Consider the following 20,832-nt stretch of genomic DNA (forward strand, 5'->3'; position numbering starts at 1 on the left):
GCACGTCGGCATTGCCGACGTTTCGCCCTTCGACGCGGCCACCCCGGGTTGACCAAACTAGGGCCTATGAGTTCGTCACTGACAGATGCCACTCTTGCCCCCGCCAGCACCCCGGACGCCGCGGATCTCATGGCCGCGGATTCGCGGCACGTCATCCACGGCTTCAGTCCGTTCGGTGACCGAACTCCGGGCCCGGTCTTCGCGTCCGGGCGCGGGATCACGCTGACCGATGTGAACGGTCAGGACTGGATCGACGCCTGCGCCGGACAGGCCAACGTCGCCCTCGGATACGGTCGCACCGACCTGGCCGACGTGGTCGCCGACGCACTGCGCGAGCTGACCTTCGGAACGCACTTCTACCAGCGGCGCAGCCATGTGGGCGCGGCTCGCCTGGCCGAACGGCTGGCCCAGGTGACCCCGGAGGGCCTCGACCAGTTCGTGTTCATGCTCGGTGGCTCCGACGCGGTGGACACCGCGATCAAGATCGCGCGGTTCGCCAACATCGCCGCGGGCCGGCCGGAGAAGATCCACATCATCGGCCGGTGGAACAGCTACCACGGGGTCACCTATGGCGGGGCCAGCCTCACCGGCGATCCGGCGATGTGGCGCAATATCGGGCCCAGGCTGGAAGGGTTCTCCCATATAGACCAGCCGGAGGCCGACTCCGTGGGCGCCGCACGCCTGCTGGAGGACGAGATTCTGCGCATCGGTGCGGACAAGGTCGCCGCGTTCATGGCCGAGCCGATCTCGACCCCGAACGGTATCGTCGTGCCGCCGGACGATTACTGGCCCCAGATCCGCGAAATCTGTGATCGCTACGACGTTCTGCTGATCAGCGACGAGGTGCTGACCGGATTCGGACGCACCGGAAAAATGTTCGCGGTGGAGAACTGGGATCTGCGCCCCGACATCCTGACCATGTCAAAGGCAATCACCGCCGGGTTCTTCCCGCTGGCGGTCGTCGCGATCAGTGGCGAACTCCGGGAGCGTTTGTCGGCCAGCGACGACGCTTTCGTCCACGGCGTGACCGCCGGTGGGCACCCCGCTGCCTGCGCCGCCGCGCTGGCCACCCTGGACATCTACGAGCGCGAGAACGTCCTGGCCCACAGCATCACGGCCGGGCAGTACCTCTCGACCCGACTGCACGCCCTGGCCGACACCTACCCGGTACTCGACAAGAGCAGCATCCGCGGCATCGGGATGATGCACGCGGTGGACCTCGACCCTGACGCCGTCGATCCGGGGTACGGTGCGGCCCTGCACGCCGAGTTCATCAACCAGCGCGTCTTCGTGCGCACCTACCGCAACAATCAGACCATCGGGTTGCTGCCATCGTTGACGCTGAGCACCGAGGACGTCGATGCCATCACCGGGCGCATGGCGGCCGCGCTGGAGGTCACCCGGCCATAGGCCGGCAACGCCAACCGACCACCCCGACTGAGCACGTTTTGCACGGCAAACGGAAAGAAAGAACATGACGGAAACCACCAAAAGCTCACTCATCGAACGCGTTCCGAGCCTGGAACGCCTGACGCGGCCGTTCATCGACGGCGGCTTCGTCGACGCCCGCTCGTCCGGCACATTCGAGAACATCAGTCCCGTCAACGGTGACCGGCTGCCCGATGTGGCCTCGGGTGACAGCGCTGATATCGATGCCGCGGTGGCTTCGGCCCGCAAGAGCTTCGAGATGGGTGACTGGCGGCGGCGCACGCCGCGCGAGCGCAAGATCGTCCTGCAACGGTTCGGACGTACCCTCCGCGACAACACCGAGGAACTCGCCGCCCTGCTGGCCGTCGAGATGGGCAAACCGATCAAGGACGGCCGGTGGGAGGTCGACTACAGCGCCACGGTGCTGGAGTGGTTCGGTGAGGCTGTCGACCATCTGTATGACGAGGTCGCGCCCATCGGTGAGGTCGGTCATGCCACGATCACCCGGGTCCCCGTGGGTGTCGCCGGCGCCATCATTCCGTGGAACTACCCGTTGCTGATGGCGGCGGTGAAGCTCGCACCGGCCCTGGCGTCGGGCAACTCCATGGTCCTCAAGCCGGCCGAGCAGACGCCGGCCATCGCGTTGCGGGTGGCAGAACTGGCGTTGGAGGCGGGCGTGCCCGCCGGTGTGCTCAACGTCGTCCCCGGACTCGGTCACACGGCAGGAAAGGCCCTCGCCGAACATCTGGATGTCGATGCGATCGGCTTCACCGGATCGACCAGCGTGGGCCGCCTGGTCATGAAAGCGGCCGCCGAATCCAATCTGAAGAAGGTCTCGCTTGAGCTCGGCGGCAAGTCGCCGGCGCTGGTGCTCGCCGACGCCGCCGACATGCTCGACCTGGTTGCCGCGAAAACCGCGGAGTCCGTCTTCGGAAACGCGGGGCAGATGTGTGACTCCAGCACACGCCTGATCGTCCACGAATCCCTCGCGGACGAGGTCGTCGAACGACTCGGTGCCGTGGCGGCCGATTGGCAGCCCGGTGATCCCTTCGACGATGCCACCACCATGGGGGCGATCATCGAGGCCCGGCAGCTGGAGCGCATCATGGGCTTCATCACCGGCGCTGAGCCCGGTGGGGCATCAATCGCCCATGGCGGCAACCAAGTTCGCCAGGAGACCGGCGGGTTCTATGTGGAGCCGACGGTCATCCGGGGAGTCACCAACGATATGGACATCGCCCGCAAGGAGATCTTCGGTCCGGTGCTCTCGGTCATCACGTTCTCCGATGATGAAGAGGGTCTGCGCATCGCCAATGACACCTCCTACGGGCTGGCCGCCAAGATGTGGACCGGCGACTTGAAGAAAGCCCACCGGATTTCCCGGGAGCTGCGCGCGGGCGCGGTGTTGGTCAACGGTGATGAACTCTTCGACGTGACGCTGCCGCACGGGGGCTTCAAGCAGTCCGGTATCGGCCGCGACTACTCGCATCACGCCTTCGACAACTGGACCCAGCTGAAGTCGACCTACATCAACCTGTTGTGACACTTCCGAATCGGCTGCCGCCGTGGGCTTCTGCCCACGGCGGCAGCCGTCGTTTCGGAGGCCGGCGTCAGATCTGACCGGTGGGGAAGTGGCTGAGTACACGCAGCGCAAGGTGCAATCCCAGTCGGACGTCCGAGTCGTCCAGATCGACCCCGAGCAGGGACTGGATGCGCTCCACCCGGTTATAGAGTGACTGCCGTTCCAGGTGCAGAGCCCGCGCGGTCTCGGTCTTCTGGCCGTGCTGCTCCAGCAGGACCTGCAGGGTCTTGACCAGTTGAGTGCGTCGCTGCGCATCGTAGGCGACCAATCGTTCCAGCCGCAGCCGGGCGAAACGTTCCAGGTCGGGGTTGTCTCGCAGACTCCAGATCAGCCGATCCAGATCGAGGTCGGTGGCGTCGTGCCATGGGCGCGGCGGGCTGTGCAGCGCGCCGTCCAGGGCGTCCACCGCCACGGCCAGGCCTTCGATTGCGGCCTGCCAGGTGTGTACCGCCGGACCGACCGACAATACGGCTGACTGCGGCTCGCCGAGATGACGCTTGGCGGCATCCTGGATGACCTGGGCGACTCGGTCGGCGATGCGGCCGCGGTTGGATACATCTTCGACACCGATCATCATCAGCGTCGGGTTGGCGGTGGAGGCTTCATCGATCAGCGCGGGTATGCCGATGCCGTCCAGATCGGTCTTGACGTCGCGCCAGACCTGGCGCCACTGATGGTCCTCAGATGCAACCGTCGCGGCCCGGTGATGGCGCGCCCGCCGAACTGCGAGAGAGACAAGAACCGGTGCGGTGAACCCGAGCGCGACCGCGCGCGCTTCGGCGGCCAACGGTTCAATCGAGCCGGCAAGAAGCGAGGTCAGTACGCCGCCGTGGCGACCGTGGTCGGCGAACACGGCGTCTCGTCGTCGGTTGCCGATCACTACCAGGCTCACCACTTGGGCGGCGCGTTCCAACGCGACGGTCGCCGCCTCGTCGAATTTTCCGCTGATGCCCAGAGCGACGAGTCGGCCGTCGCGGGCTCCGTCGATGGTCAGATGCCGTTCGATCCACGGTGGTGCGGTGTCGACAGCACGTGTGATCAGTTCCCAGCCTGCGGTGACATCGCGGTCGGTCATTCCATTGAGCGCGCGATAGACGAATCCACCGTCGGCCCGTTCGTAGACGACGGGGTTCCCGACGGCAGCAGCCACCGCATCGAGGACTTCCGCGATACCGCCCCCGCCGAGGACGAGGTCCGTGAGATGCAACTGAATCTCTTGCGCCTGATCCAGCATGGTGATCTTGTGGTTGACGATCTGAGTGTGGATCGCCTCGGTGACTTCGATGAAGGCGACCGGCAGGTGCAAGGCAACGAGTGTGAAGTCACGCTTATGGCACTCATCGATGATGTGTCGTGGGACACTGCGGAAGTGGGAGCCGAGCTCGAGCACCATCGCGGTGACACCGCGTTCGGACAACTCCACGATGAGACGGCGATCGGCGGATTCCGGCCCGGCAAACATGCGGCCCTCGGTGAGTATCAGCTCACCGCCGCGAAGGACCGAGGCGATATCGCGGACCTCGACGACATGTACCCAGCGGACCGGGCGATCGAGGTTGGCGTGGCCCGCCACCACCTCAGGGGCACCGCCCCGCAGCGCGGGCAACGCCAGTGCTTCACGAACAGTTAGAGATTCCGACACAGAACTATTGTGGCTGACCCGTCAATTGTGGACGCGGGCCCAAGGCGAGCTTCTGACACTCTGTCGTACGGCGGTGCGAGATGCATGACAGCGCGGGGGTGCGGCTTCACACGACCTGTACAGCACGATTACGGGGCTACCGTCTGTCCGGGCGGTACGTCTGTCGTTGCAACGGGTAAGGAGCCTGCTGATGAGCATGCCGATCGTCGGTTATACCGATCGCCTCACTGTTGGGCCCGGCCAGACGGTTGACTTCAAGATCAGTTGTGACGCTCCGACATTCACCGCGTCGCTGGTGCGCCTGATCCACGGCGACGCCAATCCGGCGGGACCGGGCTTCAAAGCCCAGCACATCGCGTCCAGCATCGAGGGCACCCATCCCGGTCAACACCAGGCGTTGTCTGCGGGTTCGTATGTTCGAGTGCCGTACCGAAACGGATTGACTCCGGCCGACAGCTTCACTGTCCATCTCTGGATCTGGCCGACCTTGCCGACAGGTGGTCGCCAGACCCTTCTTTCCCAGGGCCGCGTGAGTGATGGTGGCTACGCGTTGGGGCTTGAGGAGGGGAAGGTCACGTTTCGCGTGGGCAGCCAAATACTCACGGTTCCGCATGTGCTGCTTGCCCGCAGGTGGTACTCGGTGGCGGCAGTGGTTGACGTCACCGCAGGCGAGGTTCGACTCGATGTGGTGACCAAGGCGATCAACCGGGCGGCCGAACATCATCGGGTGGTCGGTGCGATCGAGATGTCAACGCGTGGTGAGGACGACGTGCTCATCGCAGCCGAACAACTCGACTCCGCTGTGACCGGTAACTACTACAACGGCAAGATCGACGCGCCGCGGATCTACGACTCCGCGTTGAGCGAGTCCGCGCTGGAGGCGATCAGCCGGGACGCCGCACTGGACGCTCAAGTCTCCCAGCTGGCGGCATGGGACTTCTCCCTGGATATCAGCAACTGGACAGTGACCGACACCGCGGGTGACTTTCACGGGCATACCGTCAACAAGCCGATGCGGGGTGCCACCGGCCACAACTGGGACGGCACGGAGACGGCGTGGCCGCACGCGCCGGCGCAATACGGCGCCATCCACTTTCACGACGATGACCTTGCCGACGCGGGTTGGGCGACGACGTTTCAGTGGACGGTCCCCGAGGACCTACCGAGTGCGGTCTATGCGGCACATGTGCGAGCCGGCGATGCTGAGGACTACGTCCCGGTCTTCGTCCGGCCCCGCCGGGGTGCACCGACGGCCAAGATCGCCCTGCTCATGCCGACTTTCAGCTACCTCGCCTATGCCAATGAGCAGCTGCTCAACAATCCGCTACTGACGGACAAGGGTGACTACCCTTCACAGGTACAAGATCGCTACATCGTCGAGAATGGTCTGCTCAGCCTCTACGACAAGCACAGCGACGGGACCGGAGTCTGCTACTCATCGCGCCTGCGGCCCGTGGTCAACATGCGACCCAAGTGCAACATGGCCTGGCTCGACGGCGGCAAGGGATCGCCGCATCAGTTCAACGCCGACCTACATATCGTCGACTGGCTGTACGAAAACCACTATGACGTCGACATCTACACCGACGAGGATCTGCATCGAGAGGGCAGTGCGCTGCTCGAGCCGTACAAGGCCGTGCTGACGGGCACCCACGCCGAGTACTGGTCAGCCGAGATGCTCGACGCCACTCAACAGTATCTACGCGGGGGCGGACGGCTGATGTCGTTGTCCGGCAACGGAATGTACTGGGTGACTCAACTCGATCCGGAGACCGGCACAAGCATCGAGATCCGCCGCCGCGGACCGGCAACCCGCATGTGGGAACCCGAACCGGGCGAGGCGCATCTGAGTAGCACCGGTGAACTCGGTGGACTCTGGCGCTTTCGGGGACGCGGACCACACACCTGGATCGGAGCCGGGCACACCGCTGAAACGGCGGGCACCGGGCGGCCCTACCGGCGCACAGAGCAGAGCTACGATCCGGCAGTCTCTTTCGTGTTCGAAGGCGTCGACGGCGACACGATCGGCGACATCCCCTGTCTGGTCAACTCATACGGCGCGGCCGGTTTCGAGTTCGACCGCGCTGACGTGGCCGTCGGTACCCCGGTCGAGACCATGATCCTGGCCACCGCTGACGGATTCGATGATGACGCACAGGGAACCATCGAGGATGTTCTGCTGGCCGATTCAATGCAGGGCGGTACCCAAAGCCCGCTGGTGCGGGCCGACATGACGCTGTTGAAGTACCCCGCCGGCGGGGCTGTCTTCGCGGTGAGCTCCATCGCATGGAGCGGATGCCTGTCCTACAACGGATATGACAACGACGTATCACGCATCACGCGCAACGTACTCGAGGCATACGTCTCCGACAGGGTCTAGATCGAACGGCAAGCGCCGATCGTCCTCCGTGTCATCCGAGGGTGCCACGGTGAATTCTCCTGCACGCAACCTGCCAGAACTGAGAGGGCCTATCACCAATGGTCAACGTCGAGACAACCAACCCCGCAACAGAACAGCCGCTGGCCGGCTATGCGGCCATGACGGACGCCCAGATCGACGCGGCGGTGAGTCGTGCCGAGCGGGCTTACCGGGAATGGGCGACATGGACCATCGACCGGCGCGCCACCGTCATCGCTGCTGCCGCGCAACTGCTGCGCCGCGAGATCGAAGAGCTCGCACTGCTCATCACCCGGGAGATGGGTAAACCCCTTGCCGAGTCGCGGGCCGAGATCAGCAAATGTGCGCTCGGACTGGACTACTACGCCGAGAACGCGTCGCAGCTGCTTGCCGATACCGCCTACGAGACCGCCGCGGACCGGAGTTGGGTGTCCTACGAGCCACTCGGCGTCGTGCTTGCCGTCATGCCGTGGAACTTCCCGCTGTGGCAGGTGTTCCGGTTTGCGGGCCCGGCGTTGATGGCCGGTAACGCCGCCGTGCTGAAACATTCCCCGAACACCACGGGGGCAGCACTTGCGGCAGAGCGCATCATCGAGGCGGCCGGCGCCCCAACCGGGCTGCTGACTGCGCTGATCGTGGCCGAGAACGACGTCGCCGATGTCACCGCACGGCTGATCGACGACGACCGCATCGCCGCGGTCACCTTGACCGGCAGCGAACGCGCCGGTGCAGCCGTCGGCTCGTGCGCAGGACGGTCCATCAAGAAATCGGTGCTGGAGCTCGGCGGATCGGACCCGTTCATCGTCCTCGCCGACGCCGATATCGACACCGTCGTGGCACAGGCGGTCAAGGCACGTTTCCTCAACGCCGGCCAAAGCTGCATCTCCCCAAAGCGATTCATCGTCGATGCGCAGGTTTCCGACGACTTCATCGCCGGGATGCAGCGGGCGGTTTCCGCGCTCACGGTCGGGGATCCGGAGGATCCCGCAACGGACATCGGGCCGATGGCCAGGCGCGATCTCCGCGACCTCGTCACCGAGCAGGTGGCCGAAACACTGCGTGCAGGTGCGAACCTGATCGCCGGCGGTAACCTGGTGACCGGGCGCCCAGGCTGGTTCTTCCACCCGACTCTCATCGCCGACGTGCGCCCGGGCAGCCCGGCCTACGAGGAGGAAATCTTCGGTCCTGTGGCGGCGGTTCTGACCTTCGACAGTGAGGACGAAGCAGTGCGTATCGCGAACGCCACTCGATACGGACTGGGAGCCAGCGTCTGGGGTGCAGACGTCGACAAGGCCGCCCATATCGGACGGCAGGTGGTTTCGGGGGCCTGTTTCATCAACGCCCCGGTCGCCTCGGACGTCCGCATTCCGTTCGGTGGCGCCAAACGCAGTGGGTTCGGCCGTGAGTTGGCGGACGCCGGAATTCGGGAGTTTGTCAATGCCCGCACGTGGTGGGTCAACAACGACGCATAGACCCGAAAGTCTCGTTGGCCCTGTGCGGTTGACACCCTGTGGACGCCGACCGAGGACTGGGACCGTTCGCTGCGGACCAACCTGAGTTCGGTGTTCTTGGGTAGTGAGCATGCAGTGTTGGCGATGCGCGAGCAGGGCAGTGGTGGGTCGATCGTCAACACCGCCTCGGTGGCCGCCTTCACCACGACCGCCGATACTGCCGCGTACGTCGCGAGCAAGTCCGGCGGCATGGGGCTCACCGTGCGATCGCTCTCACCTATGCGGCGGAGGGGATCCGGTGTAATGCTCTGTGTCCCGGTGACTTCGAGTCGCCGATGTTCGATGCCTTCCTGGCAGGCGCGAGCGATCCCGCTACCGCGCGGACGGAGTTCGAGGCGCTGTACCCGACGAAGCGAATCCTCAAGCCGGGCGATGTCGCCAACGCGGCGGTGTTTCTGGCCTCCGATTGCTGGCGAAAACCTACTGATTCCCGACCAAGTGGACCGCTGCGAGTTCGGGCATCATCACCGGCGACGTGCTGTCGCAGGTGATGATGCCCGGTGGCGCTACTCCTTGCTGTAGTCGGCCGAGTTCCAGACTTCGGGACGCATCGTGATCAACACCGCTTTGTCGGTGTAGTTCGCGTCCAGGTATTCCTCCATCTCCTCATCGGAGACGTAGCGGCGGACGATGGGCAGGACGCCCTCGCGAGGGATGTCCTCCCGGATGGATGCGGGTCCGCCGACGGAGACGTAGCGGTACGGCGTGGTCTCCTGCTGTACCGCGAGGGAGAACCGGCCGGCGGCGCGGATGAACCGCTCCTTCATCGATCCGAGCTCGGTCCAGATCTCGATATCGCCGGCCTCATCGACGCGGTACCAGATGGGGACGGTCAGTGGCGGCTTGTTCCCCCGCTCGATGGCGATGATCGCTACATGGTTGTCGGCCAGGAACTCTGTTCGTTCGGCTGCTGTCATCTTGAGATCTGTCACGGTCACTCCTATTGGTTGGGGCTGCGGCTTGCTAGAACTTGACGATGGCGGGCACGTCGGCGAGAACACACCCAGGTGTCGAGTCGGCCACCCGCAGGAGAAAGTTGAGCTTCTCGATGCGTTCGCCCGAGCGGGGTGCGCCGTTCTTCTGAAATGGCACCGACAGACCCACCGACAGGTCCATGACGACATCGTCGATGACACCACCGGAGCGACCGGAGGGAATGGTGAACAGATCGTGGGCGACTGCGTAGCGGTAGCAGTCCAGCGCTTCGGTGATCGTGCCGACCTGGTTGGGTTTGAGGATGAACCCGCCCACCGCGGAGGATTCCACTGCGCGCTGCAGTCGGTCCCGGTTGGTGACGACCAGATCGTCCCCGAGGATGATCGACTTGTCGATTTGCGCCACGGCCTTCGGGTACCCGGCCCAGTCGTCTTCGTCGAGCAGATCCTCGATGAAGACGAACGGGAACTCGTCGCTGAGTTCGCGGACGTAGTCGATCAGATCGTCGGATGTGACGCGGTCGCCGTTGAGTTCGTAGCTGCCGGTGGCGGCGTCGAACATTTCGCTGGATGCACAGTCGAGGGCGAAAGCCATCGTCTCGGCGACACCGGCGCGCTCCACGGCGGTCATCAACAGTTTCAGCACTTCCCGCGGGTCCGAGGACGGGCTGGCAAAACCGTATGACGAGGCCACCTGCGGTTTGCGTCCCAGATATTCGGTGAGAACCTCTTCGAGCACGCCGAACAGTTTCACGCTCTTTTCGACGGCATCCTGAATCGAGCAGGCCTTGTAGGGCATGACGATGAACTCGTTGAACGGTTGCACGACATCGCCGTACCGTCCGCCATTGATCATGTTGAAGCTCGGCACTGGGACCTGGCTTACGGGTCCAGGGCCGAAATGCTCGGCGATCCACGAGTAGGTGGGCAGACCGGCGGCGGTGGACGCCGCGCGTAGCAGGGCTATGGACGTCGAGTAGATGGCGTTACCACCGAGGCGGCTCTTGTTGGGAGTGCCGTCGAGGTCGATCATCAACCGGTCGTTGGCTTCGAGGTCCAGCTGCGTGCCGACCAGAGCCGGTGCGATCTCGTTGTTCACCGCGTCGACAGCCCTGTGGACGCTCAAACCGTTGTACTCCGTGGGGTCGCCGTCACGCAGGATGAACGCCTCATGCGCTCCGACGGAGCTGCCCGTCGGAGCGGCGCCCCGGCCGACGTAGCCGTTGTCCGTGGTGATCTCGACTTCGACCAACGGTCTTGTCTTGCAATCGAGTAGCTGGCGTGCAGTCACTGATGTGATCTTCATGATGTCTTTCGGATCGGGGCTTGTCAGGCCGGTCGCGCGGGGATGTAGAGAATGTTCAGGTCACACAGGTTCGTCCCGGTGTTGCCGGTGAAGACGGCGTCCCCGATTGCCGACAGTGCTTCGTGGGTGGCGTGGGTACGTAGTGCCTCGTGCAGGTTCACACCGCATTGATCGGCTCGGGCCAGGCTGGTCGAGTCACACAGCCCGCCGGCCGCCGTGGTGGTGCCGTCGGTGCCCTCTGAGTCGAGAGAGATCATGGCTGCGCCGTGGGTTTTGGCTGCAGTCAGGGCAAAGCCGGTGACCAGTTCATGACCAGGTCCACCATGACCACCGATGATGCTGTTGTCCGGGATGTGGGTGGTGGTCTCCCCGGCGGCGATCAGCACGCACGGTGGTGCGACGGGGTTTCCGCTTGCCTGAGCCTCGCGGGCAATCGAAGCGAAGAACGTTCCGGCGTCGCTGCTCTCACCTTCCAGAAAAGAGCTCACGATCATCGCCGGCAGGCCCATCTGTTCGGCGACCTCCTTGGCATAGAGGCAGGAGTCGGGAAGGGTGTTGAGTAGGAAGTATGTGTTGTCCGGGAAGGCCTTCGGTGTCTCGTCTTCCTCGCCCGCAGACTCGAGGTAGTCGACGATCGATCGGGGCAGTCGGTCGGCGAGGTCGTAGTTTGCGATGACGGCCCGCGCATCGGCGAGGGTGGTCTTGTCCGGGCCGATCGGTGTGGATGCATAGTCGGCGTAGGGCCGGGTGATGTCCCCGGAAGGCGGATTGCCCACTGCATCGGAGATGCCGAAGCCGATGAGTTCAGCGCCCGATCGGGCGATGCGCTGGGCGAGGCGGCCGCCGTTGGTCTGGGAGATGTGTCGGCGGATGGCGTTGATCTCGTAGATGCCGGCGCCGCTCTTGAGCAGAACGTCGGTGGCGTCCATCTCATCCTGAAGGGTGATTCCGTCGATGGGACAGCTCATCAGCGCTGACGAGCCGCCGGAGATGACGGCGATGAACAGGTCCTCGGGACCAGCCTGATCGGCGAGGGACAGGATCTCCAGGGCCGCCCGGTGGCCGGTCTCATCCGGAATCGGATGCCCGCCGACGTGGACCTCTGTGCGGTGGAACCGGTCACTGTCTTCCGCGATCTTGACGATCGCGATCCCGCGAGTGAGGCGGTCACCGAGGATCTCGTCAATGGCCATTGCCATGTGGTTGCAGGCCTTGCCGGCACCGACCAGGTAGACGTTGCGTTTGCTCGACAGGTCCCATTTGCGGGTACCGATGGTCAGAATGTCACCGTCGAGGCGGGTGATCGCCTTGATCCGGTGGTACGCGTCCAGCCGGGTCAGCACCCGATCGGCGATGGTCAGCACGACCGACCGGGATTCGCTGTCGCCCAGGCGGATGAGGTCGTCGTAGTTCTTTATCTTGTTCACTTCTTGGTCTCCGAAAGGTGATTGGCGGCTATTCCGCGTACGGTGTGTCCCACAACGCGAGGGGCGTGCCGAGGCCCTTGTCCTGGGCCGTGCGGTAAATCTCGTAGCCCCACGCGAGGTCGAAAACGGACATTCCGCAGGCGACGAAGACGGTGCGCCGGGCCCCGGTGTCAGCACGCTGGGCGGGTGCCTGCAGTACCGTGCCGAGGTCGGTGAAGTCCTTGAGCGCCGGCAGCCTTCCGTCATCGATGAGTCGATAGAGCGGACCGCCGATGACGCCGTCATAAGCGGCCTGTTTGTCGGGGGAGGCGACGGCCTCGTCCACGTAGGCCTCGTGCAAGGCAACGTGATCGAGCACCACGCGGTTCTCCAGCCAAAACGCATCGTCTGCCGAGATCGGCCCGGAGATCAGGACTGTCGCCTCGGGGTGCAGCCAGTCATTCTGGACGACAAGAGGTTTCACGCGTGACGCGGCCACCGTGACAACCTCGGCGCCGGACAGGGCCGTCTGCAGGTCGTTCTCGACGATGGCGTCGACGCCCAGGGTCTGGCGGGCCCAGTCGGCCAGCTTCTCGGCGGCGGCCTCGAAGATGTCGTAGAAGTACACCCGCTTGAGGTGCGGAAGCTGAGTTGCAATCGCCTTGAGGCAGGCCTTGTTGATCGGGCCACACCCGAGCACGGCAACCGAACCCGCAGTGGCGCTGGCCAGGTGGCGTGTTGCAACTGCCGGGACGGCGCCGGTGCGTGCGGAACTCAGCAGGTTCGCCGACATCAGGCACAGCGGCTCGCCGGTCTCCTTGTCATTGAGCATCAGCGTCAGGACCGACCGTGGTAGCCCTTTGGCGGTGTTGGCGTGGTTGGAGCCGTACCACTTGTTGCCGCAGACGTCGAACCGTCCGCCCAGGTAGCCGGGCATGGCGACAAAGCGTCGGTCCGGTCCGGCGACGGGCATGTTCGGGAAGGGGCTGGACTTCGGGAAGACGACGCCCATGCCGTGGCTGTTGTGGTTGGGCCCACCCATCAGGTAGTCGCCCTGCGCGAGTAGCCCGAACACCTCTTCGCACACGTCGACGCAGCGGCCGGCGTCTAGTACGCCGGCGTCGATGCAGTCCGGTTCGGACAGGAAGAGGAAATCTTTGCGTGCACTCATGGGGACTCCTGCAAAGGCTCGGCGTAGCCGGAAAGGGTTGGGTGGCCGGGAATTTCGAGACAAAATGGGCGCCTCGAACTCGACACGCCTACTTTGGCACCGGTTGATCAATCGGTCCAGCGATAGATTTCGGCGTATAATCATCGATTACTTCGAATGATTGGAACCGGCCGTGCTGAACTTGCACCGAATGCGCCTCTTGGTCGAACTCAGCCGGCGCGGCACCTTGGCGAGGGTGGCGCAGGCGTTGTCGTTCAGTACCTCGACGGTCAGCCAGCAGTTGAGCCAGCTCGAGAAGGAGGCGGGCGCGCAGCTCATCGAGCCGGTGGGCCGAGGAGTGCGGTTGACCGTGGCCGGCGAAATCCTGGTCGAGCACGCCGAGGTGATCCTGCGCCAGATCGACCGGGCCGAGGCGGCCCTGGCGGCCACCCGATCGGAGATCGTCGGTGTCGCCAAAGTGGCCACTTTCCAGACGGCCGCAATCTCGCTGCTCCCGGATGTGTTGCACATCATGGGGGAGCGGCATCCCGGACTCACGATCTATCTTTCCGAGATCCAGCCGGATTCAGGCACCGCGGCACTGCTGGCGCGCGAGTTCGACCTCGTGCTCGGTGAGCAGTACCCAGGTCATGAGTCGCCGCCGGACGCCGGCATCGACCGACGTCCGCTACTGAGTGATGCTTTGCGTCTCTATGTGAGTCCGCGACTGCGAGGAGTTACGACACGATTGGACTTGGCGCACTTCGCGGATCTGCCGTGGGTTCTGGAACCGAAGGGAAAGCCGGCTCGCATCTGGGCAGAATCCGCCTGCAAAGCGGCAGGTTTCGAGCCGAACGTGCGTTACGAATCGGCTGATCTGTTGGTACACGCGAGACTGGCGGAGACCGGCCATGCGGTCGCGGTTCTGCCCGACCTGGTCTGGGAGACGCGCCGACCCGAGGCCGAACTCGTCGATCTACCGGGCCGGCCAGACCGCCAGGTGTATACCGCGGTACGTACGGGTGCAGAGACGCGCCCGGTACTGGTGGAGTTGCGGAGCGTCCTGGCGGCAGTCGCCAGCCGGCATATGTCGTCGGACACCTCGGCGACGGCGAATGGGCGGTGAAGTGTGACCCGAGGTCTTGGCACCCGCATCTGGACAGTCGGGCACTTTACGTTCTGTCCGCCATGGCACGGACGCATGTGACAGTTTGCCGATATGGCTCGTGTTCCAGGGCGCAGCACTCTTGTTCGGCACGAGGCGACCTGCCGGCCAGCAGGGGCCGTGCACGAGAACTGAACCCGGTACCGATCTGAGTCGCGGGGGAGCGGTATGTCGAGTAACAGGTGGGCCAATCTGTCCGTCGACTACATGGCGCGGGATTCGTTGCGCTCACCGTCGCAACCGTGGTGTTGTGTGCGATCTCGCCGCTGTTCATCAAGAAATCCTCGACCGCTGCTGGGAGCACTGTGGTACCGGACAGCCAGCCGTGACAAGGTGCAGCCCGGATGCGTGGCTCAGTTGTGGGGAAGTATCGGCGCGCGCACGTAGAGACGTGTTGCATCACATATCGCATCACGCCGGTGGTGGGTCATCCCAACCTCGCAGCAGGAGCAGCGCGGCCAACCGCTGCGAGTTGGTCTGCAAACTGGTGCCGACGAGTTGGTCGATTTTCCTCAGGCGGTGTCGAACGGTGTTGGGATGCGTGTGAAGGATGACGGCAGCCTCTTTGATATCGCCGCCGCAATCGAGCCAGGCGCGCAACGTAGACGCCAGAGGTATTCTGCCACAGTGTTCTTCGCGAAGTATCTGCCGTAGCTCGTCGTGCTCGATAGATGCGACCGCCGCAGCGGCACGCCGCAAGACGACCGTGTCCCACACCTCGTCGTAGGTTCCGACAGAACGACCGAGAGCGCACACCGCGTGCAGTGCCTCAGTGGCCTCCAGTCGGGCTGCCGGCAGTGACTTGTTGTCCGATATGGTTCTGCTCGCGGCCATCCGGCCCGGTGCGGATGCGGCCCCGAGGCCGCGGAGCCACTCCCATCCGCCGGGCCCAGGTCGTTCCGGCACTATCGCGAAGGTCGCGCCGTCGAGATCTGCGAGTATCGGATCCGGCCAGGACCTCTTGCGGAAGAAGGTTTGCCAAAGTGCGACATCGTCGGCCGACGTTGCCCCAGACAGGCTCTGCAGTGCGACAACTCGTTTGGATTGCGAAGGCGGCTCCCACCCGCTGGACGAATCACCGGTGCTGCCACTCAGCGCCGCACGGACGCTTGCGAGGGTATGACGTCCGGCCCTATCTCGGCTGGCGATGAGCTGAACCAAACTCACGGCCGCGGCAGTTCCGGTTGTTCTCAGCTGCATTTCCAACTGCGCGTCGAGCGTGCCGTCCCATATCGCCCAGATGGAGCCCACGGCTTGGCCACCCACACGTAGTGGAACGACGAGACGCTGAAGAAATCCGGGCTCGAGAGCAGGGACGATGAACGGCCGTACGTCGTGGGTCAACCGCTTCAATACACCGGTGGCACGCAATCGCCCCAGCACGGCGGGAGGTACCGCGCGACGCATGATCGTAGAGGTCCGCGTGCTGTCGACACCGTCGGTTGTCGCCGAATAGGCAACTACTCGACTATGGGCGTCCTCGATGGTCACCGGTGCGCCGAGCGTGGCCGCAAGAGCGTCGGCGACCGCGAACAATTCTTGTTGCGCAGTCGATTCCGTCTTCAGCCCCGGCTCATCACGATCCATCAGACTGTGCACGAGCCAGACGAGGTGGGACCATTCGGCCTGCGGGGCAAGCTCGGCCAGGCTGATTCCCAGTTCTTGGCAGAGCGCACCCGTGGCCGCCGAGGCAACTTCGCGGACAACCACGACTCCAGCACCGGCGGATGCGGCAAGTGTCACCGCCTCCGCTTGCTGATCGGAGTTCGCCGCAGTCGGAGCCGCGATCAGCGATCCAGGCTTCGGTTGCGCCGAATCGCCATGAAAGTGAACTGAAGACACCGAGGTGCGGCGGCCGTACGAAACCACCGAGACTACTCCCGCGGCCGTCAACTCACTGAGGTCTACGCCACCGGTCACGTCCTTCATTGTACGAACAACATCGCTACCGGTTGAATCGTTGTTCGGCTCGGACAGCGATCCAGAGATGGTCGGGCTGCACCATGGATTCATGAATGGTCGACAGTTCGGACATCAACAGCGGGTGGCTGTCATCGGCGCGGGCATGGTGGGTCTTTGCACCGCCTGGTACCTGCAGGAACGTGGCGTCGAGGTGACGGTGATCGATGCCGACGGTGTGGCGGCAGGGTCGAGTTGGGGCAACGCCGGGTGGCTGACGCCCAGTATCGCGACTCCGCTACCTGAGCCCGCGGTTCTCAAATACGGCGTGCGTGCGTTGGTGAGTCATGCCTCGCCCGTTTATGTTCCGCCGTCTGCCAATCCGCGTCTGATCCGCTTTCTTCTGCAATTCGTGCGTAACAGCACCGCGTCACGGTGGCACAAGGCGATGCAGGCATTGATCCCGCTCAACAGGGACGCACTGGCCGCATTCGACGAGATGGAAGTCGATTCGGCGGAGAAGTCCGCGCCCGCCGCACCGTTCATCGCGGCATACCGCACCACCGCGGACCGGAAAACGCTCCTCGATGAGTTCGACGAGATCCGGGCCGCGGGCCAGCACGTGAACTTCGAGATCCTCGATGGTGATACCGCCCGGGCCGAGGAGCCTGCGTTGTCGTCAGAAGTGAACGCGGCGATCAAGATCCTCGACGAGCGTTTCCTCAATCCCGCCGCATACGTGCATGCTCTCGCCGATCAGGTCCGCGCGCGTGGCGCACGGATCGTGACCGGGCGGACGGTCGACGAAATCCGGGATACCGGGACGGCCGTTGTGGTCGCGGGCGAGCAGTTCGACGCCGTGGTGGCCGCGACCGGAGCACGGTTGAACACCTTGCTGCGGCCGTTTGGGGTGAAGCGGTTGGTACAAGCGGGCCGGGGATACAGTTTTACCGTCAAGGTGGACCATCTCCCGAAGGGGCCGGTGTACTTCCCGACACAGCGTGTGGCCTGTACACCGGTGGGTGACCGGCTGCGCATCGCCGGAATGATGGAGTTCCGCGATGTGGACGCGCCGATGGATCCCCGGCGTATTCACGTGTTGCGCAACGCGGCCGGCGAACTGTTGAACGGAGCGCACCTCGACGTTCGCGAGGATGAGTGGGTAGGGGCGCGTCCATGTACGGCCGACGGTCTGCCGCTCATCGGCGGCACATCGAGTCCCCGTGTCTTCGCCGCCGGTGGACACGGAATGTGGGGGATCACCCTCGGCCCCGTGACCGGAAAGTTGATCGCCGAGATGATCACCACGGGCCGGACACCCGAGGCCCTTCGCGCAGTAGATCCGCTCCGTTGACGAGAGAGAAGACCATGACCGAACTCACCCGTATCGCCTCTGCAAATGCGCCTGCCGCAATCGGTCCGTATGTGCAGGCAGTTGCCCATGCCGGACTGCTCTACTGTTCGGGAGCGTTACCTATCGATCCGGGCACGGGATCGATCGACGTGACCGACCCGGCGGACCAGGCGCGGCAATGCCTGACAAACTTGACCGCGGTGTGCGCCGAAGCCGGGACTGCGTTGAAGCGCGCCGTGCGCACCACGATCTACACCACCGACCTGAGCGCTTTCGGGGCTATCAACACCGTCTACGCGGAGTTCTTCGACGGAGAGGTCCCTGCCCGCACCACGATTCAAGTCGCGGCACTGCCGATGGGCGCAACTGTCGAGATCGACGCGATTGTCGCTTTGGCCTGACTTTCGGCAAGGAGACCGGTACGCAGAGTATCCACCCGGATGACATCCACCCGGGTGGATACTCGTCCTCAATCCTCCTTGAGGATGGGCTGATTCACCGCGGGGGAGCCTTCTTTACCCGTGCGAGAAGTGGCGCGTACTCAGGCTCGCGACCGTAGATCCGCGACCAGATGTGCAGTCGTTCCAGGCTCATCGCGGGCAGGCGGTGTTGGTTCTGCACCACGATATGCAGGATTCGGTGGATGGCGGACAGGAAATCACCGCAGCCCAGGTCCACGAACACCGCTGTGCGGTCTTCGTGACTCAGTCGGGCGCCGACTCGGTCGGCCAACTCCCAAGCCAGTTGGCTTTCGGTCACCTTGGTCATGCTGGCACTCGCCATATCCGTGACGCTTTGTCTACCAGCCGCGTTCGGCCAGGCGGTGCGGTGCCGCGATGTCCTCGACGTTGATGCCGACCATCGCCTCACCGAGTCCGCGCGACACCTTGGCCAGCACGTCGGGATCGTCGTAGCAGGTGGTGGCCTTCACGATCGCCGCGGCACGCGCCGCCGGATCGCCGGACTTGAAGATGCCCGACCCGACGAACACACCCTCGGCGCCGAGTTGCATCATCATCGCCGCATCGGCCGGGGTCGCGATGCCGCCGGCGGTGAACAGCGTGACCGGCAGCTTGCCGGCCCGGGCCACCTCGGCCACCAACTCGTACGAGGCCTGCAGTTCCTTGGCGGCGACGAACAACTCGTCCTCGCTCAGCGAGGTCAGCCGACGGATCTCCGCACCGATCTGGCGCATGTGCGTGGTCGCGTTCGACACGTCCCCGGTGCCGGCCTCACCCTTGGAACGGATCATCGCCGCGCCCTCGGTGATCCGGCGCAGCGCCTCGCCCAGGTTGGTCGCACCGCACACGAACGGCACGGTGAAGCGCCACTTGTCGATGTGGTTGGTGTAGTCGGCCGGGGTCAGCACCTCGGACTCGTCGATGTAATCCACCCCGAGGGACTGCAGGATCTGCGCCTCGACGAAGTGCCCGATACGGACCTTGGCCATCACCGGAATGGTGACCGCGGCGATGATGCCGTCGATCATGTCCGGATCGCTCATCCGCGACACCCCGCCCTGGGCGCGGATGTCGGCGGGTACCCGCTCCAGCGCCATCACCGCGACCGCACCGGCGGCCTCGGCGATCCGGGCCTGCTCGGGGGTGACGACATCCATGATGACGCCGCCCTTGAGCATTTCGGCCATACCGCGCTTCACCCGCGCCGTACCGGTCTGCACATCTCCCGAATCTGGCGACATGACGTAAGTGTGTCCAAGGGCTCGTCGGGAATCGAAGGGCTGACTGTCGACTATTTTCCGGACGTCTCTGACATGTTGTCCACTGTCTGCCGGTGGGTCGCTGCCCGGTTCGGATCGAATCGCCGTCATTCCGCTCGGAATTCTGGGTTTCCGCTGGTCGGGTGGGCGGCCTATTCGAACGGACGGCGGAACCGGCAGCAGGTGATCACCGGCCGGCCGGTCAGTGCGCCGTCAGAATCGCCGCCAGTACGGCGGCCTCACTGATCTCGGGACGCTTGGTGGCCGTGAGGAGGGTGAGTGTTCCCTCGGCGGCCAGGTCCTTCAGATGGGACAGGGCGGCGGCAGGCTGCGGATCATCCAGCTCGGCGGTGTACCGCCGGCTGAATTCCTCGTACAGGTCGGGGTCATGGTGATACCAGGTGCGCAGCTCGGGTGAGGGTGCGACCTGCTTGCACCACTCATCGAGGTGCGCCCGGCTCCTGCTCACGCCCCGAGGCCACAATCGGTCCACCAGAACCCGGGCGCCGTCGTCGGGCAGTGGGTCGTCGTAGATGCGGCGCACCTGTACTCGATCTCTCATCGCACCCTCGAAGGTCGGCCGGCGAGTCCGTGACGGCAGCTTAGTTCGACACCCCTTCCATCCGCCGCGTTGATGCTCAGCGCAGATCGATCAGGCGCTGCACCGGGCTCTCGGTCAGGTGCGAGCCCAGGTCGAGGACGTTGTCGAACACGGCGGCGGCGCCGGCCTCCTCTAACTCGCCGCGGGAGACGCCGCCGCTGAGCACGCCGATACACGTCACCCCGGCGGCCACGCAGGCCCGGGCGTCCCACACCGCATCGCCGACGAACACGGCACGCTTCGGACCGACTCCGGCTCTGTCCAAAGCAATCTCGACGATGTCGGGTTCGGGCTTGGCGGTCTCCACATCCTCTGCCGAGGTGACCACCGAGATCAGGTCGTCACGGTTGAGCACTTCACGCAGCATTGCCAACTCATCCTCCGGCGCGGAGGTCGCCAGCACGACCTGCAGGCCCAGCGCCTCGATACGCTCCAGGATCTCCCGCCCGCCCGGCAACGGAGACAACAACGAGGAGGTCTCCTCGTAGTGCCGGCTGTGCAGCTCCTTGAGCTGTTTGCGGACGTCGTCGTCCACATCGGCAGCCAACGTATCGAGGAGCTTTCCGCCGTCCATGCCGATCGACCGGTGAATCTGCCAACTCTGCACCGGGATTCGCAGCTCGCTGAACGCGCGGTGCCACGCGTGCACGTGCAGATAGTTCGAGTCGACCAGGGTTCCGTCGACGTCGAACAGCACGGCAGGGGGACGCTCGCTTCCGGACACGGCTTCAAAAT

18 protein-coding genes are annotated in these 20,832 nt (G+C 64.5%); 8 read left to right on the plus strand and 10 right to left on the minus strand.

Going from position 1 to position 20,832, the window contains the following annotated elements; genetic code table 11:
* The first annotated feature begins 66 nt into the window (after nt 1-66).
* Together K0O62_RS08610 and K0O62_RS08615 are read left to right on the plus strand one after the other, a co-directional pair.
* Nucleotides 67-1,410 carry an aminotransferase family protein gene (locus tag K0O62_RS08610; RefSeq protein WP_073857567.1) on the plus strand — a complete coding sequence of 448 codons (1,344 nt, stop codon included), beginning with the start codon at nt 67-69 and terminating at the stop codon, nt 1,408-1,410.
* Nucleotides 1,411-1,474: 64 nt separating this feature from the next.
* A complete protein-coding gene (locus K0O62_RS08615; protein ID WP_079244152.1) occupies nt 1,475-2,971 on the plus strand; it encodes an aldehyde dehydrogenase family protein in 1,497 nt (498 codons plus the stop codon).
* Nucleotides 2,972-3,038: 67 nt separating this feature from the next.
* On the opposite strand, the gene K0O62_RS08620 is transcribed toward K0O62_RS08615, so the two are convergent.
* Nucleotides 3,039-4,652 carry a PucR family transcriptional regulator gene (locus K0O62_RS08620; RefSeq protein ID WP_073857566.1) on the minus strand — a complete coding sequence of 538 codons (1,614 nt, stop codon included), beginning with the start codon at nt 4,650-4,652 and terminating at the stop codon, nt 3,039-3,041.
* A gap of 190 nt (nt 4,653-4,842) precedes the next feature.
* Here K0O62_RS08620 and K0O62_RS08625 point away from each other — a divergent pair, with 190 nt between their 5' ends.
* The 3 genes from K0O62_RS08625 to K0O62_RS28970 all read left to right on the plus strand — a co-directional run bounded on the left by K0O62_RS08625 (nt 4,843) and on the right by K0O62_RS28970 (nt 9,083).
* On the plus strand, nt 4,843-7,032 hold the full coding sequence (locus K0O62_RS08625; RefSeq protein WP_073857565.1) for a N,N-dimethylformamidase beta subunit family domain-containing protein: 2,190 nt from the start codon (nt 4,843-4,845) through the stop codon (nt 7,030-7,032).
* A 98-nt stretch (nt 7,033-7,130) separates the two neighbouring features.
* Nucleotides 7,131-8,522, plus strand: a complete 1,392-nt coding sequence (locus K0O62_RS08630; RefSeq protein ID WP_073857564.1) for an NAD-dependent succinate-semialdehyde dehydrogenase — start codon at nt 7,131-7,133, stop codon at nt 8,520-8,522.
* Nucleotides 8,523-8,558: 36 nt separating this feature from the next.
* The gene (locus tag K0O62_RS28970; RefSeq protein WP_079244151.1) at nt 8,559-9,083 is read left to right on the plus strand and encodes an SDR family NAD(P)-dependent oxidoreductase; all 525 of its coding nucleotides are present in this window, start codon (nt 8,559-8,561) and stop codon (nt 9,081-9,083) included.
* On the opposite strand, the gene K0O62_RS08640 is transcribed toward K0O62_RS28970, so the two are convergent.
* The 4 genes from K0O62_RS08640 to K0O62_RS08655 are packed head-to-tail and all read right to left on the minus strand — an operon-like array spanning nt 9,068 to nt 13,379.
* The gene (locus tag K0O62_RS08640; protein ID WP_073857598.1) at nt 9,068-9,493 is read right to left on the minus strand and encodes a pyridoxamine 5'-phosphate oxidase family protein; all 426 of its coding nucleotides are present in this window, start codon (nt 9,491-9,493) and stop codon (nt 9,068-9,070) included. The two genes, K0O62_RS28970 and K0O62_RS08640, sit on opposite strands and share 16 nt — an antisense overlap.
* A 31-nt stretch (nt 9,494-9,524) precedes the next feature.
* Complete coding sequence (gene eno / locus K0O62_RS08645) at nt 9,525-10,805, minus strand: phosphopyruvate hydratase (RefSeq protein ID WP_073857562.1); 1,281 nt, start codon at nt 10,803-10,805, stop codon at nt 9,525-9,527.
* A gap of 20 nt (nt 10,806-10,825) precedes the next feature.
* Nucleotides 10,826-12,229: a glycerate kinase type-2 family protein gene (locus tag K0O62_RS08650; protein WP_073857561.1), complete on the minus strand. Its 1,404-nt coding sequence runs from the start codon at nt 12,227-12,229 to the stop codon at nt 10,826-10,828.
* A gap of 28 nt (nt 12,230-12,257) precedes the next feature.
* Nucleotides 12,258-13,379 carry a tyramine oxidase subunit B gene (locus tag K0O62_RS08655; RefSeq protein WP_073857560.1) on the minus strand — a complete coding sequence of 374 codons (1,122 nt, stop codon included), beginning with the start codon at nt 13,377-13,379 and terminating at the stop codon, nt 12,258-12,260.
* A gap of 190 nt (nt 13,380-13,569) precedes the next feature.
* On the opposite strand from K0O62_RS08655, the gene K0O62_RS08660 reads away from it, so the two are divergent.
* Nucleotides 13,570-14,484 carry a LysR family transcriptional regulator gene (locus tag K0O62_RS08660; RefSeq protein WP_264002119.1) on the plus strand — a complete coding sequence of 305 codons (915 nt, stop codon included), beginning with the start codon at nt 13,570-13,572 and terminating at the stop codon, nt 14,482-14,484.
* A gap of 450 nt (nt 14,485-14,934) precedes the next feature.
* Here the strand turns inward: K0O62_RS08660 and K0O62_RS08665 are convergent, their stop codons facing one another.
* Nucleotides 14,935-16,452, minus strand: a complete 1,518-nt coding sequence (locus tag K0O62_RS08665; RefSeq protein WP_073857559.1) for a PucR family transcriptional regulator — start codon at nt 16,450-16,452, stop codon at nt 14,935-14,937.
* A gap of 82 nt (nt 16,453-16,534) precedes the next feature.
* Here K0O62_RS08665 and K0O62_RS08670 point away from each other — a divergent pair, with 82 nt between their 5' ends.
* Both K0O62_RS08670 and K0O62_RS08675 read left to right on the plus strand, forming a co-directional pair.
* Nucleotides 16,535-17,776 (plus strand): NAD(P)/FAD-dependent oxidoreductase, encoded by a 1,242-nt coding sequence (locus K0O62_RS08670; RefSeq protein ID WP_073857594.1) that lies wholly within the window; start codon nt 16,535-16,537, stop codon nt 17,774-17,776.
* 14 nt (nt 17,777-17,790) lie between these two features.
* Nucleotides 17,791-18,177: a Rid family detoxifying hydrolase gene (locus tag K0O62_RS08675; protein WP_073857558.1), complete on the plus strand. Its 387-nt coding sequence runs from the start codon at nt 17,791-17,793 to the stop codon at nt 18,175-18,177.
* 94 nt (nt 18,178-18,271) lie between these two features.
* Here K0O62_RS08675 and K0O62_RS08680 read toward each other — a convergent pair whose 3' ends face one another.
* The 4 genes from K0O62_RS08680 to K0O62_RS08695 all read right to left on the minus strand — a co-directional run bounded on the left by K0O62_RS08680 (nt 18,272) and on the right by K0O62_RS08695 (nt 20,821).
* On the minus strand, nt 18,272-18,559 hold the full coding sequence (locus K0O62_RS08680) for a hypothetical protein (RefSeq protein WP_073857557.1): 288 nt from the start codon (nt 18,557-18,559) through the stop codon (nt 18,272-18,274).
* Between the two features lie 16 nt (nt 18,560-18,575).
* Nucleotides 18,576-19,478 carry a pyridoxal 5'-phosphate synthase lyase subunit PdxS gene (gene pdxS / locus K0O62_RS08685; RefSeq protein ID WP_097933563.1) on the minus strand — a complete coding sequence of 301 codons (903 nt, stop codon included), beginning with the start codon at nt 19,476-19,478 and terminating at the stop codon, nt 18,576-18,578.
* A 220-nt stretch (nt 19,479-19,698) separates the two neighbouring features.
* Nucleotides 19,699-20,058 (minus strand): DUF488 domain-containing protein, encoded by a 360-nt coding sequence (locus K0O62_RS08690; protein ID WP_073859155.1) that lies wholly within the window; start codon nt 20,056-20,058, stop codon nt 19,699-19,701.
* A gap of 76 nt (nt 20,059-20,134) precedes the next feature.
* The gene (locus K0O62_RS08695; RefSeq protein WP_073859156.1) at nt 20,135-20,821 is read right to left on the minus strand and encodes an HAD family hydrolase; all 687 of its coding nucleotides are present in this window, start codon (nt 20,819-20,821) and stop codon (nt 20,135-20,137) included.
* Nucleotides 20,822-20,832: the final 11 nt, after the last annotated feature.

The organism is Mycolicibacterium diernhoferi (assembly GCF_019456655.1).
GTDB classification, from domain to species: Bacteria; Actinomycetota; Actinomycetes; order Mycobacteriales; family Mycobacteriaceae; genus Mycobacterium; species Mycobacterium diernhoferi.